General features: G+C 64.7%; 12 protein-coding genes and 1 tRNA gene. 7 read left to right on the forward strand and 6 right to left on the reverse strand.

What is annotated here, in order from left to right:
* The first annotated feature begins 119 nt into the window (after window positions 1-119).
* Window positions 120-1,412 (forward strand): bifunctional diguanylate cyclase/phosphodiesterase, encoded by a 1,293-nt coding sequence (locus tag GGQ88_RS11875; RefSeq protein ID WP_183613479.1) that lies wholly within the window; start codon window positions 120-122, stop codon window positions 1,410-1,412.
* On the opposite strand, the gene mfd is transcribed toward GGQ88_RS11875, so the two are convergent.
* The 3 genes from mfd to GGQ88_RS11890 all read right to left on the reverse strand — a co-directional run bounded on the left by mfd (window position 1,409) and on the right by GGQ88_RS11890 (window position 5,720).
* Window positions 1,409-4,903: a transcription-repair coupling factor gene (gene mfd, locus GGQ88_RS11880; protein ID WP_183613480.1), complete on the reverse strand. Its 3,495-nt coding sequence runs from the start codon at window positions 4,901-4,903 to the stop codon at window positions 1,409-1,411. The two genes, GGQ88_RS11875 and mfd, sit on opposite strands and share 4 nt — an antisense overlap.
* Window positions 4,904-4,930: 27 nt before the next feature.
* Window positions 4,931-5,209, reverse strand: a complete 279-nt coding sequence (locus GGQ88_RS11885; protein ID WP_183613482.1) for an FAD assembly factor SdhE — start codon at window positions 5,207-5,209, stop codon at window positions 4,931-4,933.
* 106 nt (window positions 5,210-5,315) lie between these two features.
* The gene (locus tag GGQ88_RS11890) at window positions 5,316-5,720 is read right to left on the reverse strand and encodes a baeRF12 domain-containing protein (protein WP_183613484.1); all 405 of its coding nucleotides are present in this window, start codon (window positions 5,718-5,720) and stop codon (window positions 5,316-5,318) included.
* A gap of 143 nt (window positions 5,721-5,863) precedes the next feature.
* On the opposite strand from GGQ88_RS11890, the gene recG reads away from it, so the two are divergent.
* Entirely contained in the window at window positions 5,864-7,921 is a 2,058-nt protein-coding gene (gene recG, locus GGQ88_RS11895; RefSeq protein ID WP_183613486.1) for an ATP-dependent DNA helicase RecG, read from the forward strand.
* A gap of 56 nt (window positions 7,922-7,977) precedes the next feature.
* On the opposite strand, the gene GGQ88_RS11900 is transcribed toward recG, so the two are convergent.
* The 3 genes from GGQ88_RS11900 to GGQ88_RS11910 all read right to left on the reverse strand — a co-directional run bounded on the left by GGQ88_RS11900 (window position 7,978) and on the right by GGQ88_RS11910 (window position 9,404).
* Window positions 7,978-8,544, reverse strand: a complete 567-nt coding sequence (locus GGQ88_RS11900; RefSeq protein ID WP_183613488.1) for a hypothetical protein — start codon at window positions 8,542-8,544, stop codon at window positions 7,978-7,980.
* 167 nt (window positions 8,545-8,711) lie between these two features.
* On the reverse strand, window positions 8,712-9,221 hold the full coding sequence (locus GGQ88_RS11905) for a hemerythrin domain-containing protein (protein ID WP_183613490.1): 510 nt from the start codon (window positions 9,219-9,221) through the stop codon (window positions 8,712-8,714).
* Between the two features lie 106 nt (window positions 9,222-9,327).
* Window positions 9,328-9,404: transfer RNA gene (locus GGQ88_RS11910), tRNA-Pro, on the reverse strand.
* Between the two features lie 137 nt (window positions 9,405-9,541).
* Here GGQ88_RS11910 and thyA point away from each other — a divergent pair.
* The 5 genes from thyA (at window position 9,542) to GGQ88_RS11935 (ending at window position 15,075) form a co-directional block, all read left to right on the forward strand.
* A complete protein-coding gene (gene thyA, locus GGQ88_RS11915; RefSeq protein WP_183613492.1) occupies window positions 9,542-10,486 on the forward strand; it encodes a thymidylate synthase in 945 nt (314 codons plus the stop codon).
* A 128-nt stretch (window positions 10,487-10,614) separates the two neighbouring features.
* Complete coding sequence (locus GGQ88_RS11920) at window positions 10,615-11,898, forward strand: 3-methyl-2-oxobutanoate dehydrogenase (2-methylpropanoyl-transferring) subunit alpha (protein WP_183613494.1); 1,284 nt, start codon at window positions 10,615-10,617, stop codon at window positions 11,896-11,898.
* Between the two features lie 155 nt (window positions 11,899-12,053).
* Window positions 12,054-13,109 (forward strand): alpha-ketoacid dehydrogenase subunit beta, encoded by a 1,056-nt coding sequence (locus tag GGQ88_RS11925; protein ID WP_183613495.1) that lies wholly within the window; start codon window positions 12,054-12,056, stop codon window positions 13,107-13,109.
* A 5-nt stretch (window positions 13,110-13,114) separates the two neighbouring features.
* Window positions 13,115-14,485 (forward strand): dihydrolipoamide acetyltransferase family protein, encoded by a 1,371-nt coding sequence (locus GGQ88_RS11930; RefSeq protein ID WP_183613497.1) that lies wholly within the window; start codon window positions 13,115-13,117, stop codon window positions 14,483-14,485.
* A gap of 17 nt (window positions 14,486-14,502) precedes the next feature.
* Window positions 14,503-15,075: a YdeI/OmpD-associated family protein gene (locus GGQ88_RS11935; protein WP_183613499.1), complete on the forward strand. Its 573-nt coding sequence runs from the start codon at window positions 14,503-14,505 to the stop codon at window positions 15,073-15,075.

Here is a 15,075-nt window from a genome sequence, read left to right on the forward strand (position 1 = left end):
TGTGCAGTGGCAGATATGGGCCGTAGAACCGGCGCGCAATGCACAAAACGCGGAGCGGGCAATCGTAGTGGCCGAACTGCGGAACGCTTTGGCAAGGGTTGGGAGGATATGGCCACACGATGCCCCAAGACTTCTCTTCGCCTGCTGCAGCAAACGAGCAGCGCGATCGCCTGACCGGATTGCCGGGGGCGGCGCAGGCCTCGGCTTGGCTCGACCGAGCGAGCGAGCAGGGTTTCGTCCACGCGATGCTGGTGGGTCTGCACAGGTTCCGGTCGGTCAATCTCGCCTATGGACAGGCCAGTGGCGATCTGGCGCTGGCGGAGATCGCGCGGCGGATCAGGGACTTCGTGGCGGAAGAGCTTGGTGCCGATGCACTGGTGGCGCGTATTGCCGGGGGTGAGTTCCTTGTCGCGAGCACGCTGATCACCAGCCGCGAACGCTGGCAATGGCTGGCCGAGGCGCTGGCGAGGACCGTGGGCCGGGCGATGCCGATGCATGGCGACGTGCTCAACCTTGCGCCGCGCACTGCGCTGTTGCGCGGGCAGTCGGGCGAGCGCGGCGCGTCGATGATCGACAGGCTCGATCAGGCGCTGGCGTCGCTGCAGCAGCAGAGCGGGCGGCGCGTGTTGTGGGCCGATGGGTCGCATCGGGCGCGGGGGCGCAGTGCGGCGCGGCTTGAGGCGGATCTGATCGGCGCCATGACGCGTGACGAGATTGGCCTGGTGTTCCAGCCACAGTTTGCCGTGGCGGACGGGACCCTGGCGGGCGTGGAGGCGCTGGCGCGGTGGGATCATCCGCAACTTGGACGAATCGGGGCGGAGACGCTGTTCGCGATTGCCGAGCGGGGTGACCACGTGGCGCAGCTTTCGCGGCATATCGGCAGGCGAGCGCTGGGGATCGCGGCCGGGTGGGCAGTTGCGCTGCCGCTGTCCCTCAACGTGACGGCCGAGGATCTGGGGGACGAGACGTTCGCTTCGGACATCCGGGGAATATTGCACGAGACCGGTTTCCCGCCGGCCAATCTGACGCTGGAAGTGACGGAGCATGCGCTGGTCGCCGATTTCGCGCGATCGGCGCGGGCGCTGGGCGAGCTGGCGGACCTTGGCGTGCGGATTGCGCTCGACGATTTTGGGACGGGCTATGCCAACTTCCGGACGCTCAAGGCGTTGCCGGTTGATACGTTGAAGCTGGATGCATCGCTGGCGTGCGACATCGACCATGATCCGCGCGACCGTGCGATTCTCAAGGCGATCGTGGCGATGGCGCGGGCGCTGGGGCAGAAGGTCGTGGTCGAAGGCATCGAGCGCGAGAGCCAGCTTGCGGTGCTGGCCGAAGAGGGCTGCGACACGTTTCAGGGGTTCCTGCGTGCGGGGCCATTGCCTGCAGAGAACATCGCCGCGCTGCTGCGCTAGGTGGCCTTGCGGGCTTTCTTGACGATGGCTGACAGGCCTTTGGTCAGTTGGACGAGACCGTTCAGGCGACCTTCCGGCGTGCCCCACGCGCGGGTGATGACCAACTTGTTGTCCGGGCGCAGTTTGGCGATGCCGTTGAGGCGTTCGATGTAGCCGATCAGACCCATCGGGTCGGGGAAGCTGTCGTTGTGGAAGCTGACCAGCGCACCCTTTGCGCCGACGTCGATCTTGGCGATGTTGGCGCTGATCGCCTGGCGCTTGATTTCGATCAGGCGGAGCAGGTTCTGCGTTGGCTGCGGTAGCGGGCCGAAACGGTCGATCATCTCGGCGGCGAGCGCTTCGACCGCGTCGGGGTTTTCGGCATCGTTCATGCGGCGGTAGAGCGCCATGCGGACGGCAAGGTCGGGCACGTAGTCCTCGGGGATCATGATCGGGGCATCGACCGTGATCTGCGGGCTGAGCGCGTTGCGTTCACGCGCAAGGGTGATGTCGCCCGCCTTGGCCGCAAGGATCGCGTCTTCGAGCATCGACTGGTAGAGTTCGAAGCCGACCTCGCGGATGTGGCCCGACTGTTCGTCGCCGAGCAGGTTGCCCGCGCCGCGGATGTCGAGATCGTGGCTGGCAAGCTGGAAGCCCGCGCCGAGGCTGTCGAGATCGCCCAGTACCTTGAGGCGCTTTTCGGCGACTTCGGACAGGGCCATGTTCTCGTCATGCGTGAGGTAGGCATAGGCGCGAATCTTGGCGCGGCCAACGCGTCCGCGCAGCTGGTACAGCTGGGCGAGACCGAAACGGTCGGCGCGGTAGATGACGATGGTGTTGGCAGAGGGAATGTCGATGCCGCTTTCGACGATCGTGGTCGAAAGCAGGATTTCGTACTTCTTTTCGTAGAACGCGCCCATGCGGTCCTCGACCTCGGTCGGGCTCATCTGGCCGTGGGCGGTGACGAAGCGGACTTCGGGGACGTTGAGGCGGAGCCAGTCTTCGAGATCGGCCATGTCGGAGATGCGCGGCACGATGATGAAGCTTTGCCCGCCGCGCTGGTGTTCGCGCAGCAGTGCCTCGCGCATGACCATGTCGTCCCATGGCATGACGTAAGTGCGCGTGGCGAGGCGATCGACCGGCGGGGTCTGGATCGTGGACAGTTCGCGCAGGCCCGACATCGCCATCTGCAAGGTGCGCGGGATCGGCGTGGCGGTGAGCGTCAGGACGTGGACGTCAGCCTTGAGCTCCTTGAGCTTTTCCTTGTGGGTAACGCCGAAGCGCTGTTCTTCGTCGACGACGACGAGGCCGAGGTTCTTGAAGTCGACCGATTTCGACAGCAGCGCGTGGGTGCCGATGACGACGTCGACCGTGCCGTTGGCAAGGCCCGCCTTGGTTTCACTCGCTTCCTTGGCCGGAACGAGGCGCGAGAGGCGGCCGATGTTGAGCGGGAAGCCTTTGAAGCGTTCGACGAAGTTGGTGTAGTGCTGGCGGGCGAGCAGGGTGGTCGGCGCGACGACGGCAACCTGCGATCCGGCCATCGCGGCGACGAACGCGGCGCGCAGGGCGACCTCGGTCTTGCCGAAGCCGACATCGCCGCAGACGAGGCGGTCCATTGGCTTGCCTTCGACCATGTCGGACAGCACATCCTCGATCGCGCGCTCCTGATCGTCGGTTTCGTCCCATGGGAAACGATCGACGAAGGGACCGAAGCTGGCGGGATCGACCGGAAGGATCGTGCCCTGCCGCAAGGCGCGGTGCGCGGCGGTGGCCATGAGCTGGCCGGCCATTTCGAGGATGCGTTCGCGCATCCGGGCCTTGCGGCGCTGCCACGCCTCGCCGCCCAGCTTGTCGAGGCTGACGCCGTCGCTTTCGGAGCCGTAGCGCGAGAGGACATCGAGGTTCTCGACCGGAATGTAGAGCTTGTCGCCGCCGGAATATTCGAGCTGGACGCAATCGTGCGGGGAATCGCCGACCGCAATGGCTTCAAGCCCGATGTAGCGCCCGATGCCGTGGTCCATGTGGACGACGAGATCGCCGGGGGTGAGCGCGGAAAGTTCGGCGAGGAACGCGTCGGCGTCCTTGCGCTTCTTCTTGCGACGGACGAGGCGGTCGCCAAGGATGTCCTGTTCGGTCAGGACCTCCATCTGATCGTTAGCAAAGCCCTGTTCGAGCGGGAGGACGACCGCCACCGGCTTGCCCGATGCGGCAAGGCCAAGCGCTTCCTGCCAGCCATCGGCCATCTGCGGTACGATCTTGCCCGCCTCAGCCAGCAGCGAGGCGAGGCGCGAGCGCGAGCCGGTGCTGTAGGCGGCGATGATCGGCTTGCGCCCGCGGGTGCCGAGCGCCGACAGGTACTTGGACGCGGCCTCATAGATGTTCGTGCCGCCGCTGGTCGCGGCCGCGCGCTCGGGCGTGAAATCGTGGCTGGAGCTAAAGCCGAAGTCGATGACGTGGGCGGATTCCGGCTCTGCGAACAGCGTCGTGCGGTGGACCGGCCAGGCTGCGACCGCGCGGTCCAATTCGTCGCGCGACAGGTACAGCGCGGTTTCGGCGAGCGGGCGGTAGCTGCCGGGGGCCTTGGACGAGGTATCGAGCCGCGACTGGTGGTAGTCGGCGATGTCGGAGATACGCTCTTCGGCGGCCTTGATCGCCGAGGCGTCGATCAGGACGAGGTCGGCTTGCCCGAGGTGATCGAACAGCGTGACGAGGCGGTCTTCGAACAGCGGGAGCCAGTGCTCCATGCCCGCAAGGCGGCGACCGTCGCTGACCGCCTGATAGAGCGGATCGCCGGTCGCGTTCGCGCCGAACTGTTCGCGGTAGCGGGTGCGGAAGCGCTTGATGCTGTCTTCATCGAGCAGCGCTTCGCTGGCCGGGAGCAGCAAGTGGGTTTCAACCGGCTGCACCGAGCGCTGCGTGTTCGGATCGAACAGACGCAGCGTTTCGAGTTCGTCACCGAAGAAATCGAGCCTGAGGCCGTGGTCCAGCCCTGAGGGGTAGATGTCGAAGACCGAGCCGCGCACGGCGTATTCGCCCGCGTCGACCACGGTATCGGTGCGTGAATAGCCCTGCCGCTGGAGCAGGGCGATCAGGCTTTCGCGGCCGATCTCTGCACCCGGCGTGAGCAGGCGCGTAGATTCGCGCACGCGGAACGGGGTGATGACGCGCTGGAGGACCGCGTTGATCGTGGTGACCAGAAGCTGCGGACCCGTGGGATTGTGCTGCAGGCGCTGGAGCGCGGACAAGCGGCGGGCGCTGACCGACAGCGCAGGCGAGGCACGGTCGAACGGCAAGCAGTCCCAAGCCGGGAAATCGATGACCTCGAGGTCGGGTGCGAAGTAGGCGGCGCTGTCGGTAATCGCGCGCATCGCACCTTCGTCGGCCGCGATGAACATGGCGCGGCCCTTGGCCGCGCGCGCGAGATCGGCCAGAACAAGCGGCTGCGCGCCGCGTGCGACCGAGGACAGCGTGAGCGGCGACTTGGCCGAGAGGATGCGATTGAGATCGGGCATGGCTGGTCTAACGCGCGAGGGCTGAAATCAGCGCGGGATTTCGACGTAATCCAGCTTGCGCATCGCATCCATCATCGGGCCGGCGTATTTGGCGGGGATCGCTTCGGTGCCGAGCGCCCAGGCCATGATCTCGACGTCGTCTTCCTCGACCAGTTCCTCGAACAGCGCGATGTCTGCGGCGGTCCATTGCGCGTGGAAACGATCGAAGAAGCAGCCGATCATGTAGTCGGCCTCACGCGTGCCACGGTGCCACGCGCGAAAGTGCAGGCGGCGCAGGGAAGCGGGGGCGATCTGGGCGTCGGTCATGCCAGTGCCGTTAGGACGATATGCGCGGCGAAACAAGCCGGGGCGGCCTACTCTTGGGTTCATCGCCGAACCATCCCGACGCCGGAGCGCCGGGATGGCGTGAGGCTTACTTCGCCTGCAGCGCGGCGAGGATGTCGGCTGGCTGGCGACCGATCAGGTCCTTGGACAGTTCGCCGAGGAGTGCGCTCTGGACGGCCTTGCTGTAATAGTGGCGCAGTTCGCCCAAGGTGCGCGGCGTGGCGATGACGACCAGTTGCTCGATCTTGTGATCCTGCACCTGCTTGTTGAGCCATTCGCCAACGGCTGCGGCATGGGCGTCTTCGTCACGCTGATTGCCCGAGGGATTGGCGGAACTGGTCGCGTGGCGGCCGCCCGAACCGAAGTTTTCCTCGACGAGTTCGGGGGTTTGCAACGCGGTCAGTTCAGGCGTGGCCTCGGTTCCGGCATTGCGGAAGACCTGCCAGTCCTCGCCGTCGACGAGGGCGATGACGGCGCCATGGGGGATCAACATCGTATTGGACTCCTGTATCTGTCGGTACTGAACGAACGAAGCGCGCAATTGGCACTCGGATCCATGCGTTGGGTCAAAAATTGGCGTAGATTTCGGCTCGTGTGGCATTGGCGAATGGCCTGCGTTCCGCCTATGTCCGCCAAATGCGCCCCGACGTCCTCAACCCGCTGTTCGCCGAGACCGGCAGCCTGAAAGGCGTCGGCCCGGGGCTGGCGCGTCCGCTGGACAAGCTGGGACTGACGCGGGTGCGGGATCTGGCCTATCACTTGCCCGACCGGTTCGTGGCACGGCGGGCCGTGGCGAACCTCGATGAGGGCGGCATCGGCGAGCAGATCGTGATTGCCCTGACTCCGCGCGACTACAAGCAGGCTGCGGGGCGCGGGCCGTTCCGCGTTTTGGCCGAGGATGCGGTAGGCAACTATGTCGCGCTCACCTATTTCGGGCGGGCGGCCTACTCGGGCAAGAAGCAGTTGCCGTTGGGTGAGAAGCGCTGGGTGGCAGGCAGGCTCGACCAGTATGGGCAGACCTGGCAGATCGTCCATCCCGATCATGTCAGCGAAGACAGTGCCGGGATGCTGGGGCAGCTGAACGAGGCGGTCTATCCGCTTTCGGACGGGATGACGCAGGGACGGCTGGCCGGATTGGTGCAGCAGGCACTGGCGCAGCTGCCCGAACTTCCCGAATGGATCGAGCCGGGGCTGGCGGCGAAGATGGACTGGCCGCGCTGGCACGAGGCGTTGCCGCTAGCGCACAAGGCACAACACCCTGCCGCGCGCGACCGACTGGCCTACGACGAACTGCTGGCCAACAGCCTGGCGCTGATGCTGGTGCGGCAGAGCAATCGCGCGCGGCAGGGAACGCCGCTGCATGGCGATGGGCGCATCCGGGCGAAGCTGAACCTGCCGTTCGCGCTGACGGGCGCGCAGGTGCGCTCGATTGCCGAGATCGAGGGTGATGTGGCGCAAGGTGCGCCGATGTTGCGGCTGCTGCAGGGCGATGTCGGGTCGGGCAAAACCGCGGTCGCGCTCCACGCTATGCTGATCGCGGTCGAGGCGGGCGGGCAGGCGGCTCTGCTGGCGCCGACCGAGATCTTGGCACGTCAGCATGCCGAAACACTGACGCGGATGGCGGCTGGAACGGGTGTGAACATCGCGCTGCTGACCGGGCGCGACAAGGGCAAGGCGCGCGAATCGATCCTGATGGGCCTGATCGACGGTTCCATCGACATTTGCGTGGGGACGCATGCGATCTTTCAGGACACGGTCGCCTATCGCAACCTGGCGTTGGTCGTGATCGACGAACAGCACCGGTTCGGCGTGGGCCAGCGCCTGATGCTGACGCAGAAGGCCCGGCGCGCTCCGCACTGCCTGGCGATGACCGCAACGCCGATCCCGCGCACGCTGACTCTGGCACAATATGGCGAGATGGACGTCTCGCGGCTCGACGAGATGCCCCCCGGGAGGCAGGCGATCGACACGCGGGTGATCGCTTTGGAGCGGCTGGCCGATGTCGTGGATGGGATCGGGCGCCACATCGACAAGGGCGCGCAGGCCTACTGGGTGTGCCCGATGGTGCGCGAACTGGAAAACGAGGACATCGCTGCTGCCGAAGCGCGCCACGCGGCGCTGAAGGAGCGGTTCGGCGATACCGTGGTCATGGTCCACGGACAGATGCGACCCGAAGCCAAGGATGCCGCGATGGAGCGGTTTGCGCGGGGCGATGCCAAGGTGCTGGTCGCGACGACGGTAATCGAGGTGGGCGTCGATGTGCCCAACGCTACGCTGATGGTGATCGAACAGGCCGAGCGGTTCGGGCTGGCCCAGTTGCACCAGCTACGTGGACGCGTGGGGCGGGGAAGTCAGCAATCGACCTGCCTGCTGCTGCGTGGCGACGCGCTGTCCGAAACCGGACGCGAGCGGCTGGCGCTGATGCGTGAGACGCAGGACGGGTTTCGGCTGGCGGAAGAGGATCTACGGCTGCGCGGGGGCGGCGAGTTGCTCGGAACGCGGCAATCAGGTGATACGCCGTTCAAGGTTGCGGATTTCGAGCAGATCGCGCGGCTGCTGCCGCTGGCGCACGACGATGCGCGATTGCTGATGGAGCGTGATGGGGGACTTTCATCACCGCGCGGGGAAGCAGCGCGCTTGCTGCTGTATCTGTTTGAACGCGACTGGGGCGTCCAACTTCTGCGCGGGGGTTGAGCGAGATCGGGCGGCGCGAAAAGGGGGAAAACGCGCCGCCCGCTCCCTGACGAATTTTACTTGCCGACGGTGGATTTACCCGCGCTGGCGGTGGCGTCGGCAAATTCCTGCGCGGTCATGCCGATCATCAGGCCCGCGCTGCCTTGGGCAACCGACGACTTGGGCAGCTTGACCTTGGTCTTGCCGGTATCGAGCACGAAGTCGGCTTCGGCAACTTCGGCGATCTTCCCGAGCGCGGTTGTGCCGTCCGACGCGTGGACGGCGGCCCCGACCACGATTGATGAAGCCAGCGCGGCCGATGCGTCAGCCGCAGCCCTGGTCGCGGCGGCATCGAGATCTGCCTTCGACATGGCAAGCACCGGACCCTTGGGGCTGGTGCCAAGCGAGGTGAGCGCGAGGGTCGCCGTGGTCGTGCCTGTGTCGATGACGAAGTTTGGTGCCGTGACGCTCTTGATCTTTCCGACTTCGGCGCCCGATGTGTCGTAGACGGTCGCGCCGACCGTCACGGATGCTGCGGCGGCTTTTGCGGTGGACGCAGGTGCCTGCGCCTGCGCCGATGCAGGCACTGCAAGAAGCGCAAGCGGCGCTGCGCACGAGAGGATGAATGCTGTCTTGTTGATCACTATGCGATCCTTATTGTTGCACAAATAGTGATGTAACAATGGGATGCTATGACGCAGGTTCCATCGGGCTTGCGGCGAATGCGGGTATTTTCGGGGCTGCCCGAGCCTGCAAAACGGTTCATCCCCCGGTGGGAAACGCCTCATCGCAGGCAAGGCCAGACCCTGACTCAGCTGCTTTCCGACACCTCGACGTAATTCATGTCCGCTGCGGGCAGATCGTCCTCGGCAACCTGCGCCTGCAACTCGGCCTCGCGCGCTTCCATGTCCTTGAGCATGGCCTTCAGATCAATGTGCGCGTTGCGCGCCATCCAGAACACGCCTTTGCCGTCCTGTTCTTCTTCCTTGTGGTGATGCTCCATTTGCTCGCCCAGCACCTGCAGTTTTGGGCCGAAGGAATCGGTGTCCGTGTCGGGCGAAAGGACATCGTTGATGATCAGCTTGCCGGTGTCGTGTTCGACCAGGCCCTCGGTCAGTTTGTCATCATGGCCATTGCCGCGCAGCGCGGGGTAGAGAAACTCTTCTTCGAGGGCCATGTGGATCTTGACGAGCCCCGCCACGCGGATGCCGAGCCGCTGTTTCTCGTCACCCTCAGCCTTGTCGACTTTTTCGAACAGGGCTTCGATGCGGTCGTGATCGGCTTCGAGTTTGACGATTGCGTCGGCGTAAGTATCGGCCATGAGGCGCTCCGGATGAGAGGACTGCTGGCTGAAAGCGCGAAGGCCGCCGACGTTCCCGTCGGCGGCCCAGTGCGTGTAACAAGGACGTGCCTTGAATAGGGTGATTTGGTCGGGGAAAGAGGATTCGAACCTCCGGCCCCTGCCTCCCGAAGACAGTGCTCTACCAGGCTGAGCTATTCCCCGACCGATCAGCAGCCAGTTACCCGGCCGCAAGGCAGGGGCGCGCTATACGAAGCAGTTCCCGGGCTGGCAAGAAGGGTGCACAAGTTTTTTGCGGGCACGATTTTGCTTCGGGTGGGTGGTCGCGGTAGGGCTGGATGATGGCTTCATCTGCTGATTCCGCGCGTCATCCCGAATGGCAATACCTCGACCTGATGCGCCGGATCTGGGAGCAGGGCGACGAGCGGGTGGACCGGACGGGCGTGGGGACGCGATCCGTCTTTGGAACGCAGTTGCGGTTCGATCTGGCCGAGGGGCGGATGCCGCTGCTGACCACGAAGCGCGTGTTCTGGAAGACAGCGACGCGCGAGTTCCTGTGGTTCCTGACCGGCGATACCAACATCCGGACGCTCTGCGCGCAAGGCGTGCAGATCTGGACCGATTGGCCGCTCGACAAATATCGCAAGGCGAGTGGCGAAGGCATCAGCCGCGAGGCGTTTTCGGATCGGATCGTCGCGGATGCTGCGTTCGCAGCCGAGTGGGGCGATCTCGGCCCGGTCTACGGCAAGCAGTGGGTCGATTGGCCGGTGTTCGAGCCGGCCGGCGAAGGCCTGTTCCGCCAGCGAGCGGCGGGCGTCAATCAGGTGGCGCAGGTCGTCGAATCGTTACGGACCAATCCGGGCAGTCGCCGCCATATCGTCGAAGGCTGGAACGTGGCCGAGCTGGACCGGATGGCGCTCCCACCGTGTCACAAGACATACCAGTTTCACGTCAGCGGCAACCGCTTGAACGGGCTGCTTTACCAGCGCAGTTGCGATGTCGCGCTGGGGCTGCCGTTCAACTTGTGGGGTGGGGCGCTGTTCCTGCGGATGCTGGCGCAGCAATGCGATCTGGAACCGGGCGAACTGGTGTGGATGGGCGGGGACACGCATCTCTATCTCAACCACGCCGATCTGGTCGAGGCGCAGCTTTCCCGGGAACCACACGGCGATCCGCGGCTTGCCATCGTGCGTCGCCCGGATAGTATCTTCGACTACCGGATCGAGGATTTCGAAGTGACCGGATACGCGCCACAAGGGCAGTTGAGCGCCCCGGTCGCAGTCTGATCACGCTGATTGACTCGGAAAGGCGCGTGAAATAAAATAACACGTGTCTGGAATATTGCGTCGCGGCGGATTCGGGTTCAACCGGTCGCTTCCTCGCGGGAGAGTCAACTGATGCAGGCGTTTCCATCATGACGTCAAACGCGCGCGGCAACCTGCCGCCCCTGTCGTTGCACGTGCCCGAGCCGAAGTTCCGGCCGGGGGATGCGGTCGATTATTCGCACATTGCGATCCCGGCTGCTGGCGCGCAGGCGCGGCCCGACGAAGGTTGCGTTGCGGCCGAGACCCATCCGCTGTGCCTCGACATGGTTCGGGTGCTGGATGAGGACCATCGCGCGATCGGACCGTGGGACCCCAAGCTGGATGCCGACACGCTGCGGCGGATGCTTCGCACCATGGCACTTACCCGTGCGTTCGACGATCGCATGTATCGCGGGCAGCGCCAGGGCAAGACCAGCTTTTACATGAAGTGCACCGGCGAGGAGGCGACGTCGGTCGCGCCCGCAATGGCGCTGGCCGACGATGACATGGTGTTCCCCAGCTACCGCCAGCAGGGCATCCTGATCTCGCGCGGCTATCCGCTGGTCGAGATGGTCAACCAGATCTATTCGAACCGCGCCGACAAGCTGAAGGGTCGCCAGCTGCCGATCATGTATTCGGCGCGCGACTATTCGTTTTTCACCATCTCGGGCAACCTTGCCACGCAGTACCCGCAAGCCGTGGGCTGGGCGATGGCCAGCGCGATCAAGGGTGACAGCCGGATTGCGGCCACCTGGATCGGCGAAGGCTCGACTGCTGAAGGCGATTTTCACGCAGCGATGACCTTTGCTGCGGTTTATAATGCGCCGGTGATCTTCAACGTCGTCAACAACCAGTGGGCGATTTCGAGCTTTTCGGGGTTTGCGGGTGCGGAGCGCACCACATTTGCGGCGCGCGCGATTGGCTATGGCATCGCCGGCATACGCGTCGATGGCAACGATCCGCTGGCGGTCTACGCCGCGACGCGCTGGGCGGCTGATCGCGCGCGCTCGAACGGTGGGCCGACGTTGATCGAGCATTTCACCTATCGTGCCGAGGGGCATTCGACGTCTGATGATCCCGGCCAGTATCGCTCGGCGCAGGAACGCGAGGAATGGCCGCTGGGCGATCCGATCATGCGGCTGAAGCGCCACTTGATCGCTTTAGGCGAATGGTCCGACGAGCAGCACGACGCGATGGACCGTGAACTGATGGATCACGTGAAGGCCGCGACCAAGGAGGCCGAAAAGAACGGTATTCTCGGCCACGGCCTGCATCATCCGTTCCATACGATGTTCGAGGATGTGTTCGAGGAACTGCCGTGGCACCTCAAGGAACAAAGCGAGCAGGCGATCCGCGAGCGCCGGATCAAATGGCCGGAATGGAAAGAGTCATGATCGTGGAACGCATTTCCCCACTCCTCTTCAGAGGAGGGGCAGCGAGACTTGGGTCTGCGAAGCAGGACCTAGTCGCAGCGGGGTGGTGCCGATCGGGCACTGTGCTCGGGACTGTACCACCCCCAACCCCCTCCTCTGAAGAAGAGGGGGCTTAGATGATCGTGGAAGAAGCTCCGGTTTCGCTGCAGGACGCACCCACGCGTCGCCTGAACATGATCGAGGCGATCAACGACGCGCTCGACATCATGATGACGCGCGACCCCAACATCGTCGTGATGGGCGAGGATGTCGGCTACTTCGGCGGCGTGTTCCGCGCGACGGCGGGGCTGCAGAAGAAGCACGGCAAGACTCGCGTGTTCGACACGCCGATCAGCGAATGCGGGATCATCGGGGTCGCGGTCGGGATGGGCGCCTATGGCCTGCGCCCCGTGCCCGAGATCCAGTTTGCCGATTACATCTATCCGGGGCTGGACCAGCTCGTGTCGGAGGCAGCGCGGCTGCGCTACCGGTCGGCGGGTGAGTTCATCGCGCCGTTGACGGTACGCTCTCCCTTCGGTGGCGGCATCTTCGGTGGGCAGACGCACAGTCAGAGTCCGGAGGCGCTGTTCACCCACGTTTCGGGGATCAAGACGGTCATCCCGTCGACGCCGCACGATGCCAAGGGACTGCTGATTGCGGCGATCGAGGACAACGATCCGGTGATCTTCTTCGAGCCCAAGCGCATCTACAATGGTCCGTTCAACGGCTATTACGACAAGCCGGTCGAGCCCTGGGCGAAGCACGACGACAGCGTCGTGCCGGACGGATATTACTCGATCCCCTTGGGGAAAGCGCGCATCGTCCGCCCGGGGCAGGCGTTCACCGTGCTGGCCTATGGCACGATGGTGCACGTGGCCGCAGCGGTCTGCGCCGAGAAGGGCGTCGATGCCGAGATCATCGACTTGCGCTCGCTCGTCCCGCTGGACATCGAGACGGTGGAAAAGTCGGTGGAAAAAACCGGCAAATGTCTGATCGTCCATGAAGCGACGCGGACCTGCGGTTTCGGCGCGGAACTGTCGGCGCTGGTGCAGGAGCGCTGCTTCTATCACCTCGAAGCGCCGATCGAACGCGTGACCGGCTTCGACACGCCTTATCCCCATAGCCTCGAATGGGCCTATTTCCCCGGCCCGGTCCGCATCGGCGAGGCCATCGACCGTCTGACGAAAGCCTGATCCCCATGGCAAATTACACATTCCGCCTGCCCGACATCGGTGAGGGCATCGCCGAGGCCGAGATCGTCGCGTGGCACGTCAAGGTCGGCGATCTGGTCGAGGAAGATGGCCGAATTGCCGACATGATGACCGACAAGGCGACGGTCGAGATGGAGAGCCCGGTGACCGGGCGAGTCATTTCCGTCGCGGGTGAGGTCGGCGATGTTATCGCGATCGGATCGGCGCTGGTGGTGATCGAGACCGAGGGGGAGGGTGACGTCAGCGATGGTCCTTCGGCAGGCTCAGGACGAGCGGAGCTTGTTGAAGAGCGCATCGAGGCGGAGAATCCCGACGCGGGCGATGTGGCGAGGGTTGAGGCTGCTGGTCCGCAAACCACGCCCGAACCAGCCGCAGAGCCGTCCGTGTCGAGCGAAGTCGAGACACCGCGCGCTCCGCCAGCCACAAGCACCAACGCCCAGCCCAGCAAGAGTGTCTCGACTTCGCTCGACACGAACGGGGGTGGTGGCAAGGTCTTGGCCAGTCCCGCCGTGCGCCAGCGGGCGAGCGATCTTGGGATCAATCTTTCCGAAGTCCGTCCGTCCGAGGAAGGGCGTATCCGCCACGCTGACCTTGACCAGTTCCTGAGCTACAATGCGCAGGGCGGCTACCGGTCGGCCGGCGCAGAGCGCGGCGACGAGGTGATCAAGGTCATCGGCATGCGCCGCCGCATTGCCGAGAACATGGCAGCGTCCAAGCGGCATATCCCGCACTTCTCCTATGTCGAGGAGTGCGATGTGACTGCGCTTGAGGTCATGCGCGAACAGTTGAATTCGGCGCGCGGGGACAAGCCCAAGCTGACCATGCTGCCGCTGCTGATCACTGCGATCTGTCGGACGATCCCGCAATTCCCGATGATCAACGCACGCTACGACGACGAGGCGGGCGTAGTGACGCGGCATGGTGCGGTGCACTTGGGGATCGCGGCACAGACGCCTGCGGGGCTGATGGTGCCGGTGGTTCGCAATGCGCAAGGGCTGAACTTGTGGCAGCTTGCGCGCGAGATCGGGCGACTGGCGGAGGCGGCGCGGAGCGGCACTGCCAAGTCCGACGAGCTCTCCGGATCGACCCTGACGCTGACCTCGCTCGGGCCGTTGGGCGGCGTGGCGACGACTCCGGTGATCAATCGCCCCGAAGTCGCGATCATCGGACCGAACCGGATCATCGAACGGCCGATGTTCGTGAGCGACGGGATGGGCGGCGAGCGCATCGAAAGGCGCAAGCTGATGAATATCTCGATCAGTTGCGATCACCGCGTGGTTGACGGATACGACGCGGCAAGCTTTGTTCAGGCGGTGAAGAAGTTGATCGAGACGCCGGTGCTGCTGCTGGCGGATTGATCCTGTCGGAGGGAGCAATGGCGACGCTTGAACCGCGTATCGACGAGCATATCGCCAAGGCGGGCGACTTCGCCAAGCCGATCCTCGAGCATTTCCGCGCGATCGTGCATCGCGTCGTACCGGAGTGCGAGGAGGCGATAAAGTGGGGCATGCCGCACTTCACGCTCGGCGGACGCAACATGGCGGGAATGGCCGCGTTCAAGAAGCACGTGTCGATCTTCTTTCATCACGACGAGGAAGCGGGCGGGACCGGCAAGTTCCGACAGATCGCGTCACTGGATGCCATGCCACCGGATCAGGAGATCGAGGCCAAGGTTCGGGCGGCGGTCGAGCGGCTAGCCAAGCCTGCCGTCAAGGCGCCCAAGGCAGCGCCCAAACCGGTGCCGGAAATGCCTGATGCGTTTGCCTCAGCGCTTGATGGTGCCGATGTGCGCGCGCGGTTCGACGCAATGCCGCCGGGTTATCGGCGCGAATATATCGAGTGGGTTGCCGAGGCGAAGACTGATGCCACGCGCGACAAGCGTATCGCGCAGTCGGTCGAGTGGATCGGCGAGGGCAAGCACCGCAACTGGAAGTACCAGAAGTGCTGA

The sequence above is a fragment of the Novosphingobium hassiacum genome (genome assembly GCF_014196055.1).
Taxonomy (GTDB): Bacteria; Pseudomonadota; Alphaproteobacteria; order Sphingomonadales; family Sphingomonadaceae; genus Novosphingobium; species Novosphingobium hassiacum.